The sequence below is a fragment of the Photorhabdus noenieputensis genome (assembly GCF_018448935.1).
In the GTDB taxonomy this organism is placed as follows: Bacteria; Pseudomonadota; Gammaproteobacteria; order Enterobacterales; family Enterobacteriaceae; genus Photorhabdus; species Photorhabdus noenieputensis.
The window spans coordinates 266,606-292,080 of record NZ_RCWC01000001.1 but is presented as its reverse complement, the minus strand read 5'-3'; the positions used below and the strand labels follow the sequence as shown (position 1 = coordinate 292,080).

General features: G+C 40.0%; 19 protein-coding genes and 1 pseudogene. 8 read left to right on the top strand and 12 right to left on the bottom strand.

The window, feature by feature from the left end:
• Positions 1-716 precede the first annotated feature (716 nt).
• Positions 717-866 carry a helix-turn-helix domain-containing protein gene (locus EAE91_RS23990; RefSeq protein ID WP_247982962.1) on the top strand — a complete coding sequence of 50 codons (150 nt, stop codon included), beginning with the start codon at positions 717-719 and terminating at the stop codon, positions 864-866.
• 557 nt (positions 867-1,423) lie between these two features.
• Here the strand turns inward: EAE91_RS23990 and dinQ are convergent.
• On the bottom strand, positions 1,424-1,495 hold the full coding sequence (gene dinQ / locus EAE91_RS24870) for a damage-inducible type I toxin DinQ (RefSeq protein WP_376744740.1): 72 nt from the start codon (positions 1,493-1,495) through the stop codon (positions 1,424-1,426).
• A 357-nt stretch (positions 1,496-1,852) separates the two neighbouring features.
• Between dinQ and EAE91_RS01245 the strand changes: the two are divergent.
• The 4 genes and pseudogenes from EAE91_RS01245 to EAE91_RS01230 all read left to right on the top strand — a co-directional run bounded on the left by EAE91_RS01245 (position 1,853) and on the right by EAE91_RS01230 (position 8,194).
• A pseudogene (locus EAE91_RS01245) lies at positions 1,853-4,124 on the top strand (tellurite resistance TerB family protein).
• A 3-nt stretch (positions 4,125-4,127) separates the two neighbouring features.
• Positions 4,128-5,444 (top strand): ATP-binding protein, encoded by a 1,317-nt coding sequence (locus tag EAE91_RS01240; RefSeq protein ID WP_214086919.1) that lies wholly within the window; start codon positions 4,128-4,130, stop codon positions 5,442-5,444.
• Complete coding sequence (locus EAE91_RS01235) at positions 5,441-7,648, top strand: DEAD/DEAH box helicase (RefSeq protein ID WP_214086918.1); 2,208 nt, start codon at positions 5,441-5,443, stop codon at positions 7,646-7,648. Before EAE91_RS01240 ends, EAE91_RS01235 begins: the two co-directional genes overlap by 4 nt.
• Before the next feature lie 336 nt (positions 7,649-7,984).
• Positions 7,985-8,194, top strand: a complete 210-nt coding sequence (locus tag EAE91_RS01230; RefSeq protein WP_244868588.1) for a hypothetical protein — start codon at positions 7,985-7,987, stop codon at positions 8,192-8,194.
• A 648-nt stretch (positions 8,195-8,842) separates the two neighbouring features.
• On the opposite strand, the gene EAE91_RS01225 is transcribed toward EAE91_RS01230, so the two are convergent.
• From EAE91_RS01225 to EAE91_RS01200, 6 genes are all read right to left on the bottom strand, one after another.
• Positions 8,843-9,130 carry a gp53-like domain-containing protein gene (locus EAE91_RS01225; protein WP_214051970.1) on the bottom strand — a complete coding sequence of 96 codons (288 nt, stop codon included), beginning with the start codon at positions 9,128-9,130 and terminating at the stop codon, positions 8,843-8,845.
• Between the two features lie 1,135 nt (positions 9,131-10,265).
• Positions 10,266-10,853, bottom strand: a complete 588-nt coding sequence (locus EAE91_RS01220; RefSeq protein ID WP_214086917.1) for a putative adenosine monophosphate-protein transferase Fic — start codon at positions 10,851-10,853, stop codon at positions 10,266-10,268.
• Between the two features lie 7 nt (positions 10,854-10,860).
• Positions 10,861-11,343 carry a YhfG family protein gene (locus EAE91_RS01215; RefSeq protein WP_214086916.1) on the bottom strand — a complete coding sequence of 161 codons (483 nt, stop codon included), beginning with the start codon at positions 11,341-11,343 and terminating at the stop codon, positions 10,861-10,863.
• A gap of 79 nt (positions 11,344-11,422) precedes the next feature.
• A complete protein-coding gene (locus EAE91_RS01210) occupies positions 11,423-11,959 on the bottom strand; it encodes a GNAT family N-acetyltransferase (protein WP_214086915.1) in 537 nt (178 codons plus the stop codon).
• A gap of 319 nt (positions 11,960-12,278) precedes the next feature.
• Complete coding sequence (locus EAE91_RS01205; RefSeq protein ID WP_244868587.1) at positions 12,279-12,764, bottom strand: bactofilin family protein; 486 nt, start codon at positions 12,762-12,764, stop codon at positions 12,279-12,281.
• 832 nt (positions 12,765-13,596) lie between these two features.
• Entirely contained in the window at positions 13,597-13,992 is a 396-nt protein-coding gene (locus EAE91_RS01200) for a fimbrial protein (RefSeq protein ID WP_214086913.1), read from the bottom strand.
• A 536-nt stretch (positions 13,993-14,528) separates the two neighbouring features.
• Between EAE91_RS01200 and EAE91_RS01195 the strand changes: the two genes are divergently transcribed.
• Positions 14,529-14,804 (top strand): FaeA/PapI family transcriptional regulator, encoded by a 276-nt coding sequence (locus EAE91_RS01195; protein WP_065389050.1) that lies wholly within the window; start codon positions 14,529-14,531, stop codon positions 14,802-14,804.
• Between the two features lie 205 nt (positions 14,805-15,009).
• The gene (locus EAE91_RS01190; RefSeq protein ID WP_214086912.1) at positions 15,010-15,465 is read left to right on the top strand and encodes a GNAT family N-acetyltransferase; all 456 of its coding nucleotides are present in this window, start codon (positions 15,010-15,012) and stop codon (positions 15,463-15,465) included.
• Positions 15,466-15,577: 112 nt separating this feature from the next.
• Here the strand turns inward: EAE91_RS01190 and EAE91_RS01185 are convergent, their stop codons facing one another.
• The gene (locus EAE91_RS01185) at positions 15,578-17,527 is read right to left on the bottom strand and encodes an autotransporter outer membrane beta-barrel domain-containing protein (protein WP_214086911.1); all 1,950 of its coding nucleotides are present in this window, start codon (positions 17,525-17,527) and stop codon (positions 15,578-15,580) included.
• A 427-nt stretch (positions 17,528-17,954) separates the two neighbouring features.
• On the opposite strand from EAE91_RS01185, the gene EAE91_RS01180 reads away from it, so the two are divergent.
• A complete protein-coding gene (locus EAE91_RS01180) occupies positions 17,955-18,410 on the top strand; it encodes an acetyltransferase (RefSeq protein ID WP_214086910.1) in 456 nt (151 codons plus the stop codon).
• Between the two features lie 66 nt (positions 18,411-18,476).
• Here EAE91_RS01180 and EAE91_RS01175 read toward each other — a convergent pair whose 3' ends face one another.
• The 4 genes from EAE91_RS01175 to EAE91_RS01160 form a co-directional block, all read right to left on the bottom strand.
• Positions 18,477-19,301 carry an energy transducer TonB gene (locus EAE91_RS01175; RefSeq protein ID WP_214086909.1) on the bottom strand — a complete coding sequence of 275 codons (825 nt, stop codon included), beginning with the start codon at positions 19,299-19,301 and terminating at the stop codon, positions 18,477-18,479.
• A gap of 81 nt (positions 19,302-19,382) precedes the next feature.
• Positions 19,383-22,379 carry a TonB-dependent receptor domain-containing protein gene (locus EAE91_RS01170; protein WP_214086908.1) on the bottom strand — a complete coding sequence of 999 codons (2,997 nt, stop codon included), beginning with the start codon at positions 22,377-22,379 and terminating at the stop codon, positions 19,383-19,385.
• Between the two features lie 52 nt (positions 22,380-22,431).
• Positions 22,432-23,919, bottom strand: coding sequence for a surface lipoprotein assembly modifier (locus tag EAE91_RS01165; RefSeq protein ID WP_214086907.1), 1,488 nt, complete (start codon positions 23,917-23,919; stop codon positions 22,432-22,434).
• A 95-nt stretch (positions 23,920-24,014) separates the two neighbouring features.
• Complete coding sequence (locus EAE91_RS01160) at positions 24,015-24,761, bottom strand: Slam-dependent surface lipoprotein (RefSeq protein WP_214086906.1); 747 nt, start codon at positions 24,759-24,761, stop codon at positions 24,015-24,017.
• Positions 24,762-25,475 lie beyond the last annotated feature (714 nt).

Genomic DNA, 25,475 nt, shown 5'->3' with positions numbered 1-25,475 from the left:
TGAAGCGATTAGAGCTGTTGAAGCTCGTATTCCACGTTATACATCAATCCATTCAGGGGATAACAGAGTCTTTGCTAGTGGCTGGGCAGGACGTTTAACCAGAACACAGTTTAGTCGGTTCTACAACCAAGCCGTATTAGAAATCGAGATAGCAAAGGGACACAACGAATGCTTTGTTCCCCCATCGTCGCAGGAGCAAGCATCATCACCGTGCTCACAAGTTCTTGCAGGCCGTTCTCATGACGTCAGTCATCTACTCAAATTATTAGTTACCTCTTATGAGGATGGCAACTGGGACAAAACGCCTAAAATTCCTGATCATCCCCATTGCACCCACGTGATTAAGCCGATGTCTTGATTTTTGTATTGGACATGTGACATAGTGGTGTGACATTGATTCCCGCTACATTGCTCAAAGAATCAGACAGTTAGTATTTGGTGTCGCTTCAAGCCAGCTCCACCAAATAAATCAAGGGGTTACACTAAAGTGTAGCCCTTTTTGTTTGCCCAATGTCCACCTTGCGTCCACTGGTTTTAATTTTATGGGCATCAATGGACACTACCTGCACCGTCGCATTCCTTCTGCCTTCTGGTTCATCATTGAAACTACTTAAGATGCTTGAACGTAACCCGGCGCATATTAATGAGTTAAGCACACTTTAAGCTTTCACTTTCTCCTTGCCATTAATGCTAAAGGAGAAAATAATTTCAGTTCTGTGTATCCTGTAAAGCCGCGCTCTATTCTAATTTCTATCATAAAGCACGGCTTAAGCTCTTCAACATTAGCAAATGCTTTAACTCACTCCTGGCCTAAAGGGGAATTACTGATTGCTCAGGAAATTGGTGTCACACCTGCTGAGATATGATGGCCCAGTCGGTATTTTGATGAAAATAAGCAGCCTATCAAACGAACCGTCCGAAATGATTTACCAAACAATCCTGATATCACATAAGTTATTTCTATATCCGAAAATGTAACGACAACTTTTAAACCACCAAACTAATATAACACGCTGAATTATCAGTTTTTTATTACACTCACTGCCCATGCTTTAATATCAGAATTGTATTCAAGCTCTATGAAAGTGTAAAAAAGCCCGCATGTTGTGGGCGAGATAATTATATTTCAGACCATCAGAACACGACCCCGTAGCACTAATTGATATCGCATTTAAAAAGGCACCCCAATGTTATTATGTGTATGACTTGCAATAAACTACACTAATTCTGTTGGCTATTCTCCCATACTACCGAAGCAATAATCACTTAAACACGGATTCAAATCCAATAGGAATTACCAAATTTAAGCTGTTAGATCAGTATATTAGGTCACTTAAACAAAAATGACTTGCTTTATCAAAGGCGGTAAATGTTAAAGGCCACCGGGAGGTGGCCTCGATGGCCTTAGCTACGTTTCCGTTATCTATTTCAGAAATGCACGGATCAGCTCTAAAAGCGCGATTAACGCTTTGAGAACGATGATAGCAATGTCAATAAATGCTTTCACCCGTTTGCTCCCGTTAGGAGCACGACTTAACCAGCCATTGCCTTTACGCTGCCTGTCCGACTGGCCCTCATCTGTGTTATCAACCTATGTCATAGCGTAAAAAAGCTCATACAAATGGGATGATATTCACCCAATCACAGGAGAATACTTCTGTTTCAATCCATTCGATTTATACTGCATTCCTTAGAGTAGGTGATCAACATTCTTTAGATAATGTGGCGTTCTTGCTTGTACTCCCACGACGAAACGGTATGATTCTGCTAAATGTCTTTCAATTTATGCTGACGCTTTCCCCCGATTAAAAAGCTACATGTGGAAGTGTCATCCGCGATGATGGGTGCAGGAATGAGCTTCTGGATATTTTTTATTACACTAGTTGTTATCTGTCTTTTGTATTCTAAAAAGAAAAAATCAACTTCAACCAGATCGAACGGCAGAAACATCAGTAAATCAAATAACTCATCCCAGCAAAAATTTCCTAATAAACCAGCCAATAATGTGACAAATATGTCTTCTCGGTATCCACAAGCATCCGACGATGACGAACTGGCAACCTTCACTCTCGTTAATGGGATAACTGTTGAATACAGTACCAGTTGCGAGCAGCCGCGAGAAACCGCAGCCCGACGTAATACGACGCCAGCGCGGTGGATCAAACCGGGAGAAAGCATCACCATTCAAAATATCGTCATTAATAACGGTAATTTTTATTTTGGCGGACAGTTAAAAACATATTCATCAAGAGAATATGGATATTTTTATAATGATGGTTCAGATGCCTCTCTGGTCAACGAAGCATTGCCCATCCAGTCCATAACAAGACATTACGAAGATGAGTCGCTGGGATACTGGCCTAGCTTTTCAACACTATCTCCACTCTGCCGCGGTGCTTATCTTGACTGGCTGGCAAGCGACCGAAGCGATGCGAGCTGCCCCATAGGCTATGTTTTTATCTATTTTTACGGTCTTGAGCGTCGCATACTGGCTGACGGGATGCAGGAAGCCATTTCTGATAATGAATTCAGAGCGTTATTTGAAGAGGTATCGCGCCTGAGGGCCATATTTCAGCCAAATAACTCCTTCCGTCGTTATTCGACTCAATTAATAGAAACAATGTCGCTTCTCCGGCCTGATGTCATCTTCATACAAAATGAAAACGAATACTTTGCCTCGGGAAGCTCGCTGCTATTTCGGTTTCATCTGGCCACAACTGTTGCTCAGGGAGGGCCTATTTCAGCAGATCTGGCTCTGGCATGGGTAAAATATTATACCGAATATACGCTACGAACTCCGGCGCGCCGTTGTGCAGAAGAATTTGCCGCCCTGTTTAAACAACGCTACGTCAAAAAATTTGGTGAGGGTCTTGTGGTTAAACCGAACAAGACCCGGTTGAAACTGGATTATGCCTCCGCAAACAGTACGCTCCGGGGGATTCGTATTGAGCTTCCTGACCTACCCGATCCCAGTGTATTAAGAGCTCCGGTAAAAAAACTGATACAAATCGCGGAATCCTGTACCAACGCTCTGGATGCCTACAGCCGCTATCTTGGTAAAAAGGACACCTCACGTAGCGATGTCGCCGCCATTATGCTCCTTCCCGATGAGATCCTTACTAAAGATGCAGAACAAATGTTCGCTGGTTTTAAAAGCTGGGCTAACGAAAGGATTCTGGAAAATTCAGGACTGGCAACGGTTGCAAGCTTCTGGGCCCGGCTGGATATGTCAGTGCCAGACAAGATCAATAAAAAAGAAGCGGAGTTGATGCAGAATTTCGCTCAGCGGGCAGGTTACGGCATAGTACCAGATATGCGTTATCACTATGTCAAACCGGGACCAGACGGTAATATTGTTTTATTTGCAGAAGGACACGGTGAATTCTTCACACCTTCCACAGAATTCATGTCCGTTTCTGTGGCGCTCCGGTTAGGCGCAATGGTTGCGCAACACGTTGTCGCCAACAGAAAAACGCTCGCTGCACGCTTACCTGATCTGGCGACTTAATACGCCTGCCAGTATGGCGGGCCTGAAAGCCAGAATCGAGCAGCTTAACGATAAAGAGAAATCAGCTATCGGCAACGTTATTATCAACGTCGCCTGCGCCGACGGTAAAATTGATCCGGGAGAAATTAAACAGCTGGAAAAAATTTACTCCAGCCTTGGGCTGGACAGCAGTACCGTTACCAGTGATATCCATCGTCTGTCAACAGCAGAAAAAACATCGCAGGCCACCATGCAGGTCACATCAAGTGTGAAGAGTACATTTTCTCTCAATGAGAATGTTCTTGCCCGCCATGAATCGGACACGACAGACGTTCGTCAGTTGCTGAACACAATCTTTGCCGAAGATGATCCCGAAGAAGTACCACCAGTAGACATTCCGACACACTCGACCACTGGCCTTGATGAAGCGCATAACCGGCTGTACCAACGTTTGCTGGAAAAAGAACGCTGGACGCGAAACGAAGTTGCCGAGCTATGCCAGCAATTTAACCTGATGGTGGGCGGCGCAATTGAAGTCATTAATGACTGGTCATATGAACTGGTTGACGCCCCGGTTCTCGATGACGATGATGATATTTACGTTGACCTGGAAATCGCACAAGAACTCAAAGGATAATTTATGTCTGGCATTCGCATCCGTCTTAAAGAAAGAGACGCTATTATTCAGTCACTGAAGTCAGGTGTTACACCTAAAATAGGTATTCAGCATATTCAGGTTGGCCGGGTCAACGAGATAAAAGCGTTGTATCAGGATATCGAACGCATCGCCAATGGCAGTGCAGGATTCCGTCTGATTATCGGGGAATATGGTTCAGGTAAGACATTCTTTTTAAGCGTCGTTCGAGCAATTGCTTTAGAAAAAAAGCTGGTGACGGTAAGCGCCGACTTGTCCCCGGATCGCCGTATCCATGCTTCAGGCGGGCAGGCGCGGAGCCTCTACTCTGAACTGATGAAAAATTTATCCACCCGAAATAAACCGGATGGCAATGCTTTACTAAGCGTGGTCGAGCGCTTTATTACGAAAGCTCGAAAGGAAGCAGAAAGCACAAACACACCGGTTCCTGTCATTATTCATCAAAAACTCACCGCACTGTCCGAAATGGTTGGCGGTTATGATTTCGCTAAAGTAATCGAGTGTTACTGGCAGGGTCATGAGCAGGATAATGAGGTTTTAAAATCGAATGCTATTCGCTGGCTGCGAGGCGAATACACCACAAAAACCGACGCACGGAACGATCTGAACGTACGCACTATTATTTCTGACGCCTCTTTCTACGATTCGTTAAAGCTGATGAGCCTGTTTGTCCGCCAGGCCGGATATGCCGGTCTGCTGGTCAATCTGGATGAAATGGTGAATCTGTACAAGCTCAATAACACACAGGCCCGGGTCGCTAACTATGAGCAGATACTGCGTATCCTGAATGATTGCCTTCAGGGAACCGCAGAGCATATTGGTTTTCTGCTTGGCGGCACACCGGAGTTCCTATTTGATCCGCGTAAAGGATTATACAGCTACGAAGCGCTCCAGTCGCGGCTGGCGGAAAACAGCTTTGCCCAACGAGCAGGCGTGATTGACTATTCATCCCCTTCTCTGCATTTAGCCAACCTGACGCCAGAGGAACTCTACATTCTGTTGAAAAATCTTCGCCACGTTTATGCAAGCGGTGAAACGGATAACTATCTGGTTCCCGACGATGCGCTGACAGCATTTTTACGCCACTGTAGCAACACCATCGGCGATGCCTATTTCCGCACACCGAGAAATACGATTAAAGCATTTCTAGATATGCTCGCCGTGCTGGAACAAAACCCGGACATTCACTGGTCGCAGCTAATTACCAACGTAGCTATCTCAGAAGAAAAACCCAGTGATATGGATGAGATATCTTCAGGAAATGATACTGACGAGGACGGTCTGGCCGATTTCAGATTATGATGAGTGAATACCAGCGGCTGGATCCACGCATACAGAAGTGGATATATCGACAGGGATGGGCTGACCTCCGGTCTCTGCAAAAAAAAGCAATCCCACCGGTATTAGCGGGGGATCGGGACGTGCTGATCAGCGCCGCCACCGCCGCGGGTAAAACGGAAGCCTTTTTCCTGCCCGCCTGCTCTGCTATCGCGGATATCCAGAACGGTTTCGGTATTTTATACATTAGCCCGCTTAAAGCTTTAATTAACGATCAGCACCGGCGACTGGAAAGCTTGGGCGATGCGCTGGAGATGCCTGTCACGCCCTGGCACGGCGATGTGGCACAAAGTAAAAAACTAAAAGCAAAGAAAAATCCTTCCGGCATTCTGCTTATTACCCCGGAGTCGCTGGAAGCGATGTTGATCCGCAACGCTGGCTGGGTAAAACAAGCTTTCACGCCTCTTGCCTATATAGTCATTGATGAATTCCACGCCTTCATCGGCTCTGAGCGAGGTATGCAACTCCTCTCTCTGCTGAACCGGATCGATCATTTACTGGGAAGGGTGAACAATCCGGCTCCCAGAGTAGCGTTAAGCGCAACGCTGGGAGAGCTGGGAAAAGTGCCATTATCCCTGCGGCCGAATCAGTGCCTGCCCTGTGATATCATCACCGACACTCAGAGCCATGCCACTTTACAATTGCAAGTCAAGGGGTATCAGGAGCCGTTGTCAACCATCGGGAAAGAACAACTACCTTCGGCAGAGGCACAAATCTGTCACGATATCTTTCGATTCTGCCGTGGTGATTCCCATCTGGTGTTCGCCAACAGCCGTAAGCGTACCGAAAGTATTGCCGCTACGCTCAGCGATCTCAGTGAAGCGAACATCGTTCCCAACGAGTTCTTTCCTCACCACGGCTCCCTGTCCAGAGATCTGCGCGAAACACTTGAGCAACGGCTTCAGAAAGGCAACCTGCCCACCACCGCCATCTGTACGATGACGCTGGAACTGGGCATCGACATCGGTAAAGTCAGCTCTGTAGTACAGGTCACTGCACCACATTCTGTTGCCAGCCTGCGTCAGCGCATGGGTCGTTCTGGCAGGCGTGGCTCTGCCGCAGTGCTGAGAATGTTGATTCCTGAACATGAACTGACGCCGACGTCAGGCATAATTGATCAACTGAGGTTACAGCTAGTCCAGTCGCTGGCAATGATACGTTTACTCATCGGCAGCAAATGGTTTGAACCAGCCGATACCCGACAGATGCATTATTCCACGCTGTTTCATCAGATTCTGGCCATCGTCGCGCAGTGGGGTGGCGTACGCGCGGATCAGCTCTGGTCGCAGCTCTGCCAGCACGGACCGTTTCAGAACATCAGTACTAATGATTTTAAAATGCTGTTGCGGCATATGGGGGAACACAAGTTTTTAACACAACTCTCCAGCGGCGAGTTAGTGCTAGGTCTTGAAGGCGAACAACAGGTTAATCAGTACACTTTCTATGCCGTGTTCCGCACACCTGAAGAGTTTCGTATTGTCGCAGGCAATAAAACGTTAGGTTCGATTCCTGTGGATTCGCCATTAATACCTGAACAGCATATTATTTTCGGTGGACGACGCTGGAAAGTGACTGATATCGACAGCGATAAAAAGGTGATTTACGTCGAAGCGACGAAAGGAGGACAGCCGCCTCTATTTGGCGGTGAAGGCATGTCCATACATGATGTCGTCCGGCAGGAAATGCTCACCATCTACCGGGAGGGCGACTACCGGATTACAGTTGGTGAACGTAAAGCCGACTTTGCCGATACCGCTGCCAGAAATCTCTTTGACGAAGGTCTGTATAGTTTCTGTAGCAACAACCTTGCATCAGAATGTCTTATTCAGCAAGGGCAGAATGTTTGCATTTTCCCTTGGCTAGGAGATCGAATCGTAAACACGTTATCGGCATTGCTGATTCATCGGGGTTTCAAAGCTGGAGCGTTTTCTGGTGTTATTGAGGTTGAAAAGACCACGGTGACGGAGGTCATGCAAGCGTTAACCAGCATGCTTCGTGAAGGACTACCATCCGAAACCCGTCTTGCCGAAAGTGTTCCAGAGAAATACCTTGAGAAATATGACCAATATCTACCCGAAGCATTGCTCACTCAGGGATACGGATTAAGAGCTTTCGATATTGAAGGGACTGCTCAGTGGATACAAGAACAAATCCAAAAGGCTCTATGAAAGATTGGTTGCCTAAAGAGATTATATAACTCTCACACATCCGCTCGGGCCAACGAATCTGAACAAATTATCATCACATAGCTACTTTGCACCTCCAACACTCTTGACATTTAACATAATGAAATACTGATAATTTATTCTTGGTGGCATTTCACTACCGAATGACCTGCCCCTAGGATTAAATACAACGCTCGGTTAGTGAATTAACGCGTCCGTTTTAGCGGGAGCAACTCCACGGCCTGTTCATTACAAGTTGATTATAGAGTTTTATCTAACATCAGTCAGTCTGAAGGCTAACTAGCGAAATTATATGGAATCTCAAACTCTTCTGACGGAATGGCTTTCAATGCTAATTATCCCTTTACATTAACTACACTTGGTCAAGCGCTAGGATTTAAAGGCTGGCATGATATTAACAAGTTATTAGAAACGGTGAAAAATATAACAGGGGTTGACGTTAAGACTTACGATAATAAATATCATTACGCAATAATAAATGGTGATGAAATTCAATCCCATAGATATTCAAACTATCTCGAAGGGTAAAAAATCCATTGTTCACCCTTCATCATTTACTTACCGTGTATCTTTATAAAAATAAAGATAAAAACCACCAAATGAACAGTAAATCGAAAAAAGATTTTTTCGAAGAATAAGCTAAACCCACACTAGAAGATGCTTCGTTGGTTACCTCTGAATGGCTTTTAGAGGAGTACACTTCAAAACGCGACAGAAATTGGGCTTTAGCTAAGACTTTCTGAAATTCAGGACACTGCATATACTCAGGTGCAGTACAATTTGCGATATGTTTCAACCCATTGCGTACTAAGCTGAGCTTGCGAATGGTTTTATCTATCTCCCTCGCCTTAATCAGACATTTTATCTCTGGATTAATAAATTCACGCCTTAAAGTGTATAGATAACATTTGATATAATGCTCTATTCAGAGATAAGCGTATTTTACGTGTTTATTATCCACCATCTTTCCAGTCGTAATCTTTTTTCCTTCATATTCAACCGGATAATAACAGACAATGGTTAATTTAATTTCCGACGAACATTCTATAAAAACCGCTCCCTATGTATCGATTGATATCCAATATTATGGGAGCAGTTCACTAAGTAGCTTTCAATATGACTTCTCTTCAATTCCAAAGCTAGAATATATTAATCCCCTCTGTAATAACATATTACTTAATATCCTATTGCGAACCAATATGAACCTAAAACGTCACGCCCAATTACAGCACCGGCAGCATTAAATTCATAAACTGTCGAGTAGTTATCCGCTGGAGTACCATTGGTATAGACACTAACTTGCATAGATAAGCATGCTGTAGGAAACGGGATTGGATATGTTATTGTAATTTGCCCAGGGCCTCCTTTCGGATTATATCCCCATTGATAAATTATTCCGGTATCGCCACATTTCCACCAACCGTTTACGGCTTTTAGAGCGGTATTTTCAGTGATATTAATCATGGACTCTCCTTAAGGTTAATAATTAATATTTTCTTCAAAAGAGATCTACCGACTAAATCATTTAATTACATAAATCATGCATTGATGATTCTCTTTAACTATAGTAGATCTTAAATAAAGTATGATAAGTTATTTTTATCGCTAATAGTGACAATCCTTTACCGAGCAATTAATATTAATAAATAATTTTGAAGACAAAAAATATACAAAGTTATTTATTAATAATATCAGAAACCTACCTTCCCACTTCCTGCTGTTTCTCTTATGTGATGCTCCGCTGCATCTGTCATATAAATATGGATGCAATAGTATAAATAAAAATTTTTATTTCAACCTTCACAATATTAATATGAAATGAATGTATCGCCATTCAAAAAATAATAAAAACAATACATTAAAAGATAAAATAGCAAAAAATCAACATTGAATAATTCATTATTATTAATCAATAGCAGTTATTTACCCATCTTTTGTCACAAATCTACCCGTGCTACTTCAACAGATTTTCAACAAAACAATAAAAAATTATACGAAAAGGGAACTTATTATCTTTTATTGAACAATAATTAGTAACTCAGATAAATTATTTGACTCTAATAAACCCCTGATGAGGTACCAACGATGAAGAAGTTATCAGCTTGCCTTTTAGCGTTAAGTATTACCACTTTCTCCTCCAATCCGGTGTTCGCAACTATCTGTTTGCAAAGCGATAAGCCACTGATCAAATGTACTCAAATATGTGGACCGATAGCTCTTTATAGTATTTTTTTCTCAATGGCTTGCTTTTAAATCAACCAATAGCAAGCAAAAGTGACAGGAATAATTCTATTCTTGTCACTTTATCATGTGGTTATCACTCTTATTCATAATAATATATCTTTACACAATTCAATTATTCTAATCGTCCAGCACACTAAATAAATCTAATCAAAATTAAGTGATTTGCACAATTATTAAATCGAATAAAATATAAAATTATCTACAGGGAACTATTTTAGATGAGAAAATTTCGTTAATAAGATATAATCTAATAGCAACTAACATAAGGCCATAATTAAAGCTATTTTTCTGCCTATTTAAGTTTATTATTTCTTAAATCCATATTTATAAATAATCAATAACACAGCCAGAAATATTAAACAGAAACACAATCTTCGAAAATTTTTATTAATGGTTGATAGCGACATTGATAAGCAGAAATATTAGCTTCAATCCACTGCTTAGCATTTATTGATTCAAAAGAGATTTTATATCCACAGTTTATAACAATATATTCAAATAATAGCCGCTGTGTTCGCCCATTTCCCTCTCTAAAAGGATGAATCACATTTAGTTCCGCATAATATTCAGCAAGTTTTTTAATAAGCTCCTGATAATTTAATCCCACAAGATAGTTTTCATTCTCTAACATATTAAATATTCTATTTCCTTCCATCTCAATACATTTGGCATGACAGAAACGGGTATCCCCTTTAGATATATCAATTATCCTTAGCTGACCAGCCCAATCATATAAATCAAAAAATATCTGTTTATGAAGTTGACACCAAAAGACCAAATCGTAAGGCGGTTCCTGGAATGAAATATTCAATATAGCAAGTTCAGTAAGTTCCCGTTCTGCCTGTTCAAGCACAACAGGATCACGAATACCTAATTTATTAATAAGTGTGTCGATATCCGGGTATGTGTAAGGATCTTGCCCTGCTCCATATTTATCTATCATAATTACCTCATTGTAAACTATACTTTCTAATTAGTTTATCTTTAAGATTTTTTTGCTCTTTCGGTGTTTCAGGCAAATTATTCATAACAATATTTATCCCTTCAAGACGCATGCTCTCTCTATAATTTTTTAATTTTACACTGTCAAAATAATGTTTTTTTTCATTATAAGTTGTCATTATTGTTTTTCTATTCTTTTGATTTCTAATACCTTTCTCTTGCTGACGGGAATATTTAAACTTAGCCAGATCCAAATCGCTCAATTTACAGTTAATCGCCTGACCGCTTTCAAATATCCCCCAAGAAATAACTTCAAAATAACTGACCTTCCCATCCCTAATACGGTTAATTTTTACTTCTAAGTCTTGTTGCAATATTTGCAAAACCTGTTGTACCTTACGTTCAGATATCCCTGTCGCTTCTACAATTGAACGCGTATTAGGATGATTTAACTTAGTCAAGGCCGCCATAACAGCTAATTCATATTTCATTTGAATTTCCAAGATACAATCTATGCAATGATAGTATAAAACATCAAAGTAACGAGAACCAGAAAAGAGAATCGCGCTATTATTGACGAATCCGGTAAAGCACATGTTCATGCAACGGATGTCCATCCGGTAATAAAGGATGTAAAAAAGTATTTTCATCCTTTTCCATACCAAGACGCTCCATAACTCTTTGAGATCGAAAATTAGAAATTGTCGTAAATGCAACTATTTCCTCAAGTTTTAATTGGGTAAAGGCAAAATCCAAAGCTTTACGCGCGGCTTCACTGGCATAACCTTTACCCCAAAATGGCTTATCAAGACGCCATCCAATTTCGACACAAGGTGAAAACGGTAATTCCGCCACAGGAATATTCAAACCGACAAAACCAATAAAATCCCCGGTTTCTTTCAGCTCCACAGCCCATAATCCCCAACCTCCCTGTTGCTCAAATCTCTGGATAATCGTATCCACCATCGTATTGCTCTGTTCAGCCGTCAAAGTAGCAGGAAAATATTCCATAACTTCTGCGCTATTATTCAAATGGCAAAATGGTAATCTGTCTTCTTCTCTCCATGCACGCATGATTAATCTGTCCGTTTCCAACACCACAGTCATCTTCTTCTCTTCCCAATATTAATTAACAAACAGGGTACCTATCATGCTACAAACCACATACTTTAATCAGAGTAATTATACCCGTCATCTTTCAAGTTGCCTCTTTGTTGGCTGCACTCTCTCACCCCGGTCACATAGTTTGCTACGCTCCCGGGGATTCGCTCCTTTGCTGTCGCGATGCATCTCGAAATCCATAGGGTATAAATAGATTACTATAGTAAACAAAACTAAAGAGGAAATAGAGCAATTCGTTAAAAACTAACAAGGAAGTGGCCCGTGCCGGAAGGATCTGAATCAGATGTCACACGGGCCCGGTTTATCAGGCACTTGTTTTTACTGTGGCCTTATCTTTAGATTTATCATTATTGGTATCTTTTATCGGTACAACACGTTCCGATGCTGTTTTGTTTTCAACCTGCTCCGATTGTCCAAAAAACAAGCCTCCACGCTTGATGGACATACTGCTGCAACGACTGATTCCACGCAGCTCACCATGTTCAAGAATATCCAACGTCGCAGCACAACAGGTCCCTTCAACGTCACCATCAATAATGATTTCCGGCGCACTAAGTTCACCTTCAACCCGTCCTGCATGCATAATGCGGATCGCCCCCTCTTTCACCCGGATATTGCCAATCACTTTGCCCCAGATCTGTATATCACCTTCTACATCAATATCGCCCTTAAATACCGAGCTTTTGGCAACAATAGTACAACGACGAGCTTCCGCACTAGCGTTCTTTTTATCATCAACCGATTGAGACACAGACTCAACAGCCACTGCCTCTGATTTTTTTCCAAACATAGTTTTTAATCTCGACCTCATGTGAATAAAGCAAAATATTAACGCCAAAAGAGAGAGAATCGCTGTTACTGCACAGCCAAAAAGGTTACCAGCCAGATAGAACCCCAGAGCAATGCTCCACATGATCCATATACAGCTCAAAAAAATGTTGTCCGAAAAACGATGTTTTGCCATGTTTGTTCACGTTTTTGTTATTTTTCATGCTTTTTTCGTTAGAAAATACAAAACCAAAATCACTATTTTAACAGAGCAGATAACAATCAATGCTAAAGGAAAGCAGGTATTTACAACGTTATTAAACGGTTAAAAACCTATATTCATTCTTCGATAACCATTAATAAGGAAAAATTAACATTAAAATAGAAACCTTATTTCTATAATTGTTAACATAAATCAATAATAAAGTCACGCCATTAATGTTGAATTTTATTTACAAATGATATGTTATAAGAATCTTTCTCAATTAATATCTACTGATATTTATCTAATAAGCATTTTATTTATACAAATAAATTGATTTATTAATAACATCAATATTATTGCACGATAAAAACACAATTAATATCCGATAAATTAATCATTTTTATGAATAAATGATTCCATTACAAGTTTATAAGATGAATTATAGATTGGAGCAATAATCCTAACTTCTTCATTTAAATTATATCACTATAAAAAATGGTTAATATAAAAAAGAGATAAGATTGATATGAAAATAATTCAATATTGGGAGATATAATGAATGAAAAATTATATAGTAGGAATAACTTAAACACCAAAATTTTATTGAAAATAATCAGATTTCACGTGTCTCATAATCAAAAAATAACCATTAGAAAGTAAAATTTATCATTAATCTGAATACATGAAGCTTCTTTCGCTGACACAATTTCGGCGATTTATCAGCCTTGTTAGTCATCCAAGGTAAGGCCAGCAATATTTTCAATGTTGCCCGGGATAATAACTGATGAGCTACTGGTTGTAATTTGCAATTTACCAAATGATTCTCAAGACTTTTACGAGTTGAAGCTCTCACCTTTTTCAATATTATATCGGAAATTCTTCCTGGATTGATAGTCTTACCAAGAAGATCCTGATCGGTAGAATAAGGTACAGCAATAATAGCACCATTAAAGGTCACTGTGATATAACTTCGATCGGCTTTATTTATAATAGACACAATACCCAATATTAATATGGTCGCTATTATAATTTTATTCAGTTTCATTTCTAATTATTACGATTATCTAATAACGATTAATATCAGCATAAAACAAAAACATATTTTAAATAAATAATTTCATTGTCAATCCTATTTTAATCTTATGAAGATTAGAAAAATTTGGCACAAGGAATAAATCATAAAAAATATTTACATATGAACAATGACCTTATCGACCTTTCAAGTATTACAGAATAATTCAATTAATAAAAACAAAAAATACAAATTCAAATAATTTCACAACAAAACACTTAGATAACATTTCAATACGATCATTTGCGATCTATAGTGTCGCAAATTATATCTATATAAGTATAAAATACTTTATGCAGTTTGTTTTTCAAATTAAAAGATCTAAAATTTCAATTTTTCGATATAATTGATCTACATCGTACAAAAACCAACCTTGACAAAACAGGATATATCCGGCAATTCTTTATGGCTGGAGAGCATTCAGATTGCCCTCATGTGTTGAAATTAACCGTTGGATTATCCGAATTGCCCAAGATATCCAACTGGGTTCAATAAAGCCTGGAGTTAATATGGAAAACCGGAAAGATTCGACTCAACCTTCCCAGACGGATCAAGTACTCAATGTCATATCCGAATTATGTACTATTCGGAAAATGCAAGCGGCTCCCCCACCAGAATCATGGCCTAGCACACGTGATGTAGCAGAACAATGCGATTTCACCATCTACAAAGCGCGTTATCTGTTATTGAAACTGGCTAACAAAGGATTAGTTATGGTAACTCCATCTCCCATTAAGAACTCTCTCCGGTGGTATATACCGGAAGACAAAATTAAGTCTATCTAATGTCAAGCAAATCTGAATAAATGGATGTCTGTTCTGTACAGTAGGGCCTGTCTATATAGTCGAAAACTTGAAGAGACAACATACGGCCCTATGGTGTTATTCATTCAAATCGCTATATTCTTTCCATTACAAACATCTCAACAACGCATTCAAGCGCAGAGATATCATAATCAATTATTATCATTTTATTTCAGAGGAAGTCAGAATGGAAAAATTGCATCGTTGGGAAAAGGATGGATATGTTGTCTCTACAGATAAGAATAAATTAGATATCACGATCATACAGCAGTTTCTGACGAAATCCATTTGGGCAGAAGGAATCGACAAGGAGACCGTTAAGTTGTCGATCGAAAATAGCTTGAGCTTTGGTCTGTATAACAATACTCAGCAAATAGGATTTGCTCGTATTGTGACTGACTTCACAACCTTTGGTTATCTTATTGATGTTTTTGTTTTGGAGGATTATCGCGGATTGGGATTAGGGCGTTGGTTAATGACATGTTGCCAGGAACATCCCCAAATAGCACAGCTTCGTCATATTATGCTAGTCACTTCTTTGGCACCGTGGCTGTATGAAAAAATGGGTTATTCCCCGATAAACGAAGAAAATTTTGTTTGGCAAATTGTTCGACCAGATATTTACAAACAGCCCAAGCGATAAAATAGTCATATCAATTAGTCATGAAAAATGCCCGACGAGGTGATCGGGCATAACTACGACAATAGCCACACTATCGCAATAAGCAGGAAGCTACTGTTTTATTAATCAGAAATTAGAAACTGGCATTAACACCTAGGCTGAAAGCATAAGTGTGATTCTGAACATCACCATCATTGCGCGATATTGACGCAAAAGCGCCCCAATCTTTTGTAATAGCAGCATTCATACCGATTACATATTCACGCCAGTTAGTGTCCTGCTTTTGGCTTTTACTAACGAAAGATGTCTGAGTTGAGTTAATGGCACTACTAATCTGATAATGCTTATCGCCGAACTGGTGGTTAAACCGAACTTCAGCATAGGGGTTAAAACGACTGAAATTGGTGTCCAGACGCCAGCCTAATGTTCCGACCTGAGAATCGTAACGTTGATTACCGAAATGCATAGCCGTACTGCTATTACCTGATTCACGATAACCTTTAACATAACTCTTATCCCAAGCGTACTGGATAATCGGGCTGGTCATAACCGTAGATGTCAGCGGAATATCCCAACCCACGGTAATGCGTCCTCCCCACTGATGGCCGGTAGTCGAAGCATGCTCCTTGCGCAACCACTCATTGAGCACGATACCGCGCGTAATATCCTCATATTTCATGTCCAAATAGTGAAGATCGCCGCTAATCCAACCTTTATCGTAGTAACGCCATAAGCCATAAGTGGTGAATACGTAACCACGACCATCAGCGCGGAAATTATTCACTGAGCGCTTATCCTGATAACGCGAAATCATTCCCCCTAACAGAATATTATCCGTAAGTTGATAGTCACTACCCAGTGTCAGTGTACTGTTGTGATTACCACTATAACCACCGAATACGCCTATTTTACCCTGCTCGTTACCTACGCTACGTAGCTGTTGCAAACGGTTGTCAAGAGAGGCAAGCGCTCCTTTCACCGGCACATTGTTGGTATTCGTCAGTGACATGACCTGATGTGGAGCATTAAGGATTGAAATAGTGTACTGACCGACCATACGCTGTGCTTCTGGAGTTGGATGAAAATCATCAGAGAACAAAAAGGATTTACTGGCATCAAAACCGGTATCATCAGAACTACAGGAATTAGCCTCCCTATCCCGAACACAAGCATAGCCTAAAGTATTGGAAAAACCGTAGCGTAAAGGATTATCAATGACTTCATGCAAAAGCGCATTAACATCAACCCGAACAATATTGCCGCCCTTCTTGCTAAGTGCGGTATCTTCTAATTTATTGTACTCGTTAACCAATCCTGAGGCTTTGCTGCTCGTTTCGTTATACTTATCAAGTAATTGTCGCTTATATTCTTCCGCTGTTTTAGCATCTCCATTTGAAGCCTTGGCCGCAAGCTTTTCAAAGATACCTTGGATAACTTGAGAACGAGTATCTTCATTTATGGTTGGATATTCATTCATGCCCGCACGGATCATATCATTTAATTCCTCAACCTGGCCAGGAGTGAGAGAAATCGGGAGCTTAGTGAGTCCCTGAGAAACGACGGCTTTCATAATCATTGGTGTTTTACCGATATCAGGAACAGTAGGTACAATAACGATCCCAGCTCCCGCATCAAGAAGTTTATGCACCTGTGCCGAGGCTTCCATCGCGCTACTTCCAACAATTCTCGGATCTCCCCCTAACATGACAGCTTTAAGATCATTACCGCCAATCCAGTGAATATACATGCCATTAGGATCAGCACGGCCACCGTGGCTTGCCAAATAATTATCTACTTGATTTTGAGTATTGTTATCTTTGTTTAAATCAGGAACAGCAGTCGATCCACCCACTGCGTAATTAGTCCCACCTTCATCGAAAGGCAACAGTTTAGTCCCTAAATGTTGAGCAATAAGATCATTATACAACTCATTGGTTTTACCATTTATCATGTATCGATGACCTTTTCTACCATCACTCAAGCTATCACCAAAAACATATAGATGGTCATAAGTGTGTGCATTCGAAATTGCACTTATCGAAAGTGCTAACATGCCTGGTGTAAATATAAATGCCCTTTTCATTAATATGATCCTCAAGAAGTTATTTTATATTTATCATTGAACTAGCCGTTCAATTGAAATGATCAATCTAAATAGAAACTACGTTAATGAGATATGACGCAATCCCCTTTTTGATTAACCAATACCTCATTATAGTTAGTTATAGAGAGAATCCCACATTGTTTTTTTAGGTTTTAATGTTTAGTGTTGTTTGATTGTTCAACTAACCAAATTGGTTAAAATTCAACTATCTATAAAAAGTAATATTAGACCAATTTGATTTTATTCTCCTCTTAGTTTCATGAAATAGATCACAAAACAGACAGAAGAAGATTCTGATAAGAATAATGGCTAAGTCTGAGTAATATCTGAAGCGATCCATCACAACAAACGTGATAGTGTTAATTCATCATCGGTTTAGAGAAATAAAAGATTAAGAAGAATAAATATGAGAATTCAGCAAGCAATAAAGGCCGACTTCAATAAATTGATAGAAATCTGGGAAGCCTCGGTACGAGCAACACATGACTTTTTATCTGACGAATATATTAATCAACTACGCCCATTAATTCTGCATACCTATTTACCGGCGCTGACTGTTTATAAAGCGATAAATGACAAACACGAAATTGAGGGTTTTATTAGTGTTGATCAGCATCGGGTTGAAATGCTGTTTATCTCACCAAATTCCCGTGGTAAAGGCATCGGCAAAACACTGCTGAATTTTGCTATCACCGAATTAGGTGTCAATGAACTCGATGTTAATGAACAAAATGCTCAGGGAGTGGGTTTCTATCAGCACCAAGGATTCAAAGTTTTCAGTCGATCAGAAATTGATGGTCAAGGTAATCCATTTCCGTTATTACATATGCGAATTGAACGGCCGAACGCCGAAACGATCTAACTTCCCCCTCATATGACGCCACTATTATCAGGGCAGCAATAGTATCTTCGCTGCCCAAGCCCTTATTTATTTCAAATTAAATTCTATTGCTAAAGTAAGCTCCCTTGGCAAACCAGCCGGTTTCAGCCCTACTGACCGAGCTTGTTGGATAGCCGCAAGAGCAGCCCGATCCAATTCATCAGCGCCTGAACTCTGCACTAATTGGTGATTCGTCAAATCGCCACTATCCAGCAAGCTAAACCTGACCTGAACTATCCCCTGCTGCTTCATCTTCTTAGCCCGACGCGGATAGCGTTTATGTTTTTCAATTTCACGACGCAAGGCCGCCTGATAGCTTTGTAACTCATCAGCTCCCACGCCAGTCATCGGTTGGCTGGTCGTCGCTTGACGGGCACCAGCTTGTGAATCCGCAGTATCTCTCCCCGCTAACTGAGAGTTGCCTTCCGTTTGCTCTGGATGATTTTGCTCTGCTCCCAGTTTACGCCCACGCTCTGCCAGTTTTGGTTGAGGATCTTCTACCGGTTCTTTCTGTGGCTGAGGTTTGCTCTTCGGTTTAGCATCTGCCTGTTTTTCTGGCGGTGGCTTCAGGCGTTCTTGTTTCCGTGGCTTATTCGCTGGCTTATTGAGTACTATTTTTGCCTCATGTGGTGATTCCGCTACCACTATCTCTGGCGGTAACGGGGGCGGAATAGGTTCCGGTTCTACAGGTTGTTCCTGTCCTGCCGGTGCTGCCGAAGCAACCATTTCTATTGACATACTGATTATTGGCGAATTCACTGATTGATTATTCGCACTGTCATCACGCAGTAAATGCCGCGCCATAAACCCAACAATACCCGCATGTAACAGTAAGGAAGCAAACAAGCCAATATAAAAACGATTTTTCATCATAACTTCAAGCCATCTTTCCGTTCGTTATCTATGGAGATTGCCAGCGCGCTTAACGGCAACCGACAAATCTCCTTTAAAGAGTCAGAACCGACTGGTGACACTAAGCTTAAACGTCCGCCCAGGTGCTGGCATCATGGAACGTGTTAACGGGTCCAGATAATAGCGATCGGTTAAGTTCGTGCCAGATAATTCAACGACTACATCTGGCGTAACCTGATAATTAATATAAGCATCTATAGTCATCACTGAATTCCAGTGCATCGGATTATTATTTATCCCTTTATAAACAGCGGGCATTTTCCTCATTAACCATTTTTCATCCTTATTCTCCACGCTACTGTGGTATAACACTCGGCTGCCGATTTCTAAATTTTCATCTAATAACCGGCCACCGATATTCAGATTAAGAGAATAACGAGGTGGAATAGTTGTCCTTAAAAAACCACCGGGAAAACCGCCATCAATACATTCAGGAACACCAAATTGGTTTCTTAGATCTAACATAAGCGATGCGGTTTTATCACAAACTTTATTTTTAAGATTATAAGATAGACCAAAATGGGTAAAGAAACTACCGTTATCATAACGTCCTTGTACTTCTAAACCGGATAATTTCTGTTTATCTAATTGAGTAAATACAAAGTTACTGTCACGGTCAAAAACATTCTCAATGATGGTATTATAATAAGCGAATCTAATATCCGCATTACGTTCCGCACCCAATAACTGACTTAAATCATGCACATAACCCACTTCCACTGTTTTACTACGTTCAGGTTTAAAGGCACGTGTAGGTTTATCAGTTAAGCCGGAAGAAAAGCCAACAGTATCTTCAAAGATACTCGGCATACGTACTGCTTCGGCATAACGGGTATAAATACGTGCATTATCACTCACATAGGCCGTTGCGGAAAATACCGGTGCCCAAGCATGATCCTTACGTTTAGGTTGTTTAGACCAACGTTCCTGTTCACTTTTTGCTTTATAAATGCCACTATCACCAGTACTCAATATTTCTCCAGAATCATCAATATAACGGCTATTCTGTTGAGCAGCACTGTATTCATATTTATACACTTCTTTATTCGTCACAGGATCAATAAGACGCTCATTCATATCAAGTTCCCCATTGAAATAAGGGTTATCTTGCTTATATAACTTACCATCGCCATGATATTTCCAAAGCACCTCTACCGGTACCATAGGACGCAGAATTGAATCTCGTTCTTTTGATGTTGTAAAATTCTTTGAGTTATATTCGTCAAATTCATCATCAGTTAGACACTCAAAACATTCATCAAACTTTTTATATAGTTCAGCTTCCCGGTCAGTAAGTGTTCTCAAATATCGTAACCCTTGGCCAACCAGCTTTTTATCCTTACTATAACCAATATCACGGGCAGCTAAACGTTCATTTAAAAAATCATCTTTAGACCAATAGCTTACCCGTCTAGCACCGGCACTTAATGCCAGCCACGGAGTAGGACGCCAGTCAAAATTAAAGGCAATATTATTTTCCTGACGGCGCCCTTTTCTTGGTGGCGACCGAAAACTAGAAAAATTCTTCCCTTCATAATCATCATGAGAACCTAAACGTTCCTGTTGCAGGCTGGCTGACAAGGTTAAATCTAAATTTGAAGTCAATTGGAAAGCATTAGAGAGATCAACACCCCAACGATTATTATGAGCATTGGTAGAAGCAGTATCGACCAGACGACCATCTTTATTCGGATTTCTTTCCTGACTACCCACATCCCAAGCTTCATCCCGCTCTCGCGGTTCACGTGGATATCCCCCGGCAGTATTGGTATCGCTGATAGTACGGGTAATCCAAAACTTCATATCAAAATCAACCCATTTGTTCCCGTCAGGTTTCCACTTATAATCCAGATTAAATGCCTGCTGATGTACATTCGCCAGCGGCCACTGTGGTACAACATTATTTTCAGCCCTAACCCACCCCAGACGCGAAGGCATAATCTCCCCATAAATCGTTTTAGTATTGCGAATACCAAACCCAATCGTCTGTTGATTAGCCAGGTACCAGTTATTTTTAAGCAACCAAGATTCCATTTCACTGGAGGTATTCGGCACTTCATTTCCCGGACGATATATACGTGCGACAAAAGGCAAATAAGGATCATATGACCGGGTACCACCATCAAGGATCTCTATATCCTCTTTACTGATGGGATCATCATAGCGATGAGCGCCACCCTTGCCGGCAAAATAGTTTCCTTTACTGCGGTAACTATAAGCTGCCATTAAATCAAAATATTCCTGCCGGGTACCTATCGCCAGACGTATCGCATTATCTTTCAGACCCAATAATTTATTATCTTTCGAAGTCTTGGGGGTAATTTCTAATGCCGGATCAACATAATTAAATCCCTTAGTAAAACCGGGAATATCTCGATAATCTTGTCCCAATTCCAAGTGCGGCACTCGTTCCTTAACAGCATTACTGCTGGTTTCTAATTTCAAGTTAATACCAAATCGTTCATCTACTGGTACCACATCATCAATACCCAAAGTTTTGATCATTACCGCCCCACCGATCGAACCTTTTACTCCACGTGTCAGTGATGGGCCTTTTTCTATTTCAATGCTGCTGATCAGGTTAGGATCAATATAGTTACGATTATTCGCACCGTTATAACCACGCCAAGTGGTAATTGCCTGCTCAGTACCATCAATGGTAACAGGCACCCGTCCCTGCCCCTGAATACCTCGAATATTAGGATCTAATGCGCCACTGTTTCTCGAATCACCACTAAATACGCCGACCGCGCTTTTTAAAACATCCGCCGGTGAAGCCCCCTTATAGCGTTCTACCAAGTCCTTACCCAAGTAAATATTGGTAATATCTTTATCATAAACCGCATCATAACCTGCCTCATCTTTTTCACTGGTAGCTGAAACGTTAATTTTACCAAGGTCAGCCTTATTTTCAGCAGGCTGTTTAGATGACTGAGCCGAAGTTATTAGTGTTTCTGCATCAGAGCAATAAGGCATCATACTGTAAGCCAATGCCAGCATGAATGTTATTTTGCTATATTTATTATTTAATTTATACATAATCATTATCTGCCATAGTGTGGATTGAAATAACTTATTACTTCAACCAGTATCAAAAATACTTTTCAAACTTGACTAACACTTCATTCTTATTATAGGAATAGAGCCAATCAACATTACTACTATTTTTTCTAAATCGATAAGTAATTACTGGGGTTAAACCAAAAATCTCAAATTTAGGCATACTCACAATTGCCGCATAGAATTGTTCATTATCTTTACGACGCGCATTTAAAGGTACACTGTAATCACCAAATTGCCGTTGGCGCAATGCAGTAAATACTACTGCATTAATTCCCGGATACAATTGAGTAGAAATGCCTGCTCGCACGCCTTTTTGCTGATAATCATCCGCTTTTTCAACACTGGTTTTATTAACCCAATCACCACCCGCAAAGGTAATGGTTTGATCAGTTAAATAATAAGATAAGGTAGCATAAACAGAAGTCATATTACCGTCATTATGATTATAAAGTTTATGATAACGAAACTGCTTATATTCACCTTCCAAATTTAATGCCAGATTTTTAGATAGAATATGCATCCATTCGGTTTTCACTCCCGTAGTACGATAACGGGAATCATTACCAATATAATTAAACTCAACTACTGGCCCTATTAGGAAATCATCTTTTTGTGCTTTATAGCTATAACCTAAATAAGTAGAAGTGGTATTTTCATTTTCCTCACTGTGATGACGATAACTTTCCCCATAAGTCATCGAACGTAAAAAAACACCGTGGTGACCACTTAGTGGATATATCTTACGCAACGTAGCGTCATAACTAATACCATTTGCTTTCTTTGCCATAGGTAAATTACGTTCAACCGCGCACTTACCATTTTCATGATAGATAGTGCAAACAGGAGGCTTATCCGGCGACATATTCGTGTTATCGTTAAAGATATATCCCACGGAGAAAGATCCACGCCAGGAATTACGCAAATTAATCGCCTCCTGATAATTAGTTATATTCTTAATGACTGCTGGTGGTAATTTATTTTCATTATCGCGACTAACTGCTGAAATCTCATTAAATAGTAAACTGGCTTCCCTATTTTTTTGATTCTCATAATAGACCCTGGCTAACTCTAATTTAGCCCGGGTAAAATCAGGTTGTTGCTGCAAGATGGCCTGATAATGCAGTTCTGCTGCTACCAAATCCCCCTGAGAACGCGCCAGATTTGCCTGCGCAAAATGGACCAATTGAGTATCATGTCCAGGTAACTTCTGGTATATCAACAAAAAGCGCTCGACATCCTTCACTTGTTGATGATTAATGGCTAAATAGAGCGCCTGGCCAATATCATTCACATTATTTTCAACACTAAACGTTTGACCATTGAGTACTATCGATAAATGATCCGTTTTTTTATCCACGGTTTCATCCGTAACCAGCGCTTTTTCTTGATCCTGTAAATTCCGCTGTACGTTATGCCACAATCTTCTACCGGTATCTTCATCTGCCAACACCAGAGATGGCTTTATAAACAAACAACTAATGAGTAAAGTAAAACGAACAATTGGGGTATTTAACATCGTTAATATCACTGCTTAATTGTCGAACCAAAAATAAACAAAAATAAGACAAAGCCCATATGAACTTTGTCTTATCCAGTCACCACAAACTCATATTATGGGTTCTTAGTTCCGCCAAAGGCAGTATCTTTGCTATGGTCCGAAGCAAACGTAGCAGCCCCTGCTAAACTAGCAGCATTATCACCAAAGAAATGCCCGCTGTTTGTACCGACAACATTTCCAGCAGTTGCTCTACCCGAAAATGAACCATCTGTTCTAATTCTGGAATTAATATCAACAGTCAATGCACTATTTGCTATTGAACCAGTAAGCCTTTTCTGACCGAAATCAGCAGTAAATGTCCCATGTAGGGCATTACTACCACTATATTGGTTAATTCCTTTAACCGTATAAGTTGCAATACCACCGGTAGGTAAATTAGTCGTGACATCTTTACCGGAATAATAGGCGGTATGAGTAGTATCATCCACCTTGCCAGTTTGTGACCATTCACCAAAATAGACATCAGCGTTAGCCACTTTACTAAAATTAAATACCCCCATCCCACTATGGCTGCCCGATCCAGGCATAGAAATTTTGTGAATTCCATTTGCATCCGCTGCGGCATAACTTACAAGATTTGAGAAGCTAGTAATCTTACCACCCGCAATAGACTGAACCCCTATTCCCGGTTCTCCACCCGGAGTCGGATGACCGCCACCACGTGGATCAGTCACACCTACCCGAATACTTTGTTTCTGCTCATTAAAATCTTGAGTTTGCCCAAAACCTGGATCAGCCATTACCTGTGTTACTAACCCACATGTACCTAATACTGCAATTAACACTTTAACTTTGTTCATAGCATATTCCTTATGTTAACTAATTAAATGTTAGAGATTGCTTAATTACATAGTTTTAGTACCGTCCGAAGACTGGCGCGCATATTAACGTACTTTTAATAAAAAATGAAATGATAATCATTATCATAAAGCAATTGTATCTATTTGTATAGAATGGCAATTAATATAGATAACTATTTAATTATTAAATAAATATTCACAATAACCTTAATGAAATAATGGATATAATCTTAGATGAACCACCCAATAATGAGTGTAAAAATATCAATACACATAGATAGATGAATAAGAAATTATTTCAATAAAAAATTAATTTAATAGTTATTATTTAAATAGTTACTATATGGTATAAAATTAGCTATTTCACATTAATTAATATTTAACAATGAGAAGAGAAAATAAAAAAACCATTTATTACCTAAATGATTTAAATATAGAAATCATTATGAAGAATAGAAAAAATTGATAATATATTTTCACTAAAGAAAACATATTATCAATATGATTTAAATTTCAACTAAATATCATCTACCATTGATGAAGATTGAATAACCACGATCTTGGAGAGCAATTTTTTGCCAAATAAACTATTAAATGACAATATTGATACTATTTTAATCTAGCATGAAAGGATTAAATAAGTCATTTAAATAAACTCAGAAAAATCCCCTATCTCTCGACAGGGAATTTATATAAATATGATACTGTAATACG

Coding starts and splice junctions, on each gene's coding strand:
- EAE91_RS01240 (WP_214086919.1), top strand. CDS start 4,128: ATGTCTGGCATTCGCATCCGTCTTAAAGAAAGAGACGCTATTATTCAG.
- EAE91_RS01165 (WP_214086907.1), bottom strand. CDS start 23,919: ATGTTAAATACCCCAATTGTTCGTTTTACTTTACTCATTAGTTGTTTG.
- EAE91_RS01195 (WP_065389050.1), top strand. CDS start 14,529: ATGGAAAACCGGAAAGATTCGACTCAACCTTCCCAGACGGATCAAGTA.
- EAE91_RS01160 (WP_214086906.1), bottom strand. CDS start 24,761: ATGAACAAAGTTAAAGTGTTAATTGCAGTATTAGGTACATGTGGGTTA.
- EAE91_RS01235 (WP_214086918.1), top strand. CDS start 5,441: ATGATGAGTGAATACCAGCGGCTGGATCCACGCATACAGAAGTGGATA.
- EAE91_RS01175 (WP_214086909.1), bottom strand. CDS start 19,301: ATGATGAAAAATCGTTTTTATATTGGCTTGTTTGCTTCCTTACTGTTA.
- EAE91_RS01205 (WP_244868587.1), bottom strand. CDS start 12,764: ATGTTTGGAAAAAAATCAGAGGCAGTGGCTGTTGAGTCTGTGTCTCAA.
- EAE91_RS01170 (WP_214086908.1), bottom strand. CDS start 22,379: ATGTATAAATTAAATAATAAATATAGCAAAATAACATTCATGCTGGCA.
- EAE91_RS01180 (WP_214086910.1), top strand. CDS start 17,955: ATGAGAATTCAGCAAGCAATAAAGGCCGACTTCAATAAATTGATAGAA.
- EAE91_RS01220 (WP_214086917.1), bottom strand. CDS start 10,853: ATGATAGATAAATATGGAGCAGGGCAAGATCCTTACACATACCCGGAT.
- EAE91_RS01215 (WP_214086916.1), bottom strand. CDS start 11,343: ATGAAATATGAATTAGCTGTTATGGCGGCCTTGACTAAGTTAAATCAT.
- EAE91_RS01185 (WP_214086911.1), bottom strand. CDS start 17,527: ATGAAAAGGGCATTTATATTTACACCAGGCATGTTAGCACTTTCGATA.
- EAE91_RS01230 (WP_244868588.1), top strand. CDS start 7,985: ATGGCTTTCAATGCTAATTATCCCTTTACATTAACTACACTTGGTCAA.
- EAE91_RS01200 (WP_214086913.1), bottom strand. CDS start 13,992: ATGAAACTGAATAAAATTATAATAGCGACCATATTAATATTGGGTATT.
- EAE91_RS01190 (WP_214086912.1), top strand. CDS start 15,010: ATGGAAAAATTGCATCGTTGGGAAAAGGATGGATATGTTGTCTCTACA.
- EAE91_RS01225 (WP_214051970.1), bottom strand. CDS start 9,130: ATGATTAATATCACTGAAAATACCGCTCTAAAAGCCGTAAACGGTTGG.
- EAE91_RS01210 (WP_214086915.1), bottom strand. CDS start 11,959: ATGACTGTGGTGTTGGAAACGGACAGATTAATCATGCGTGCATGGAGA.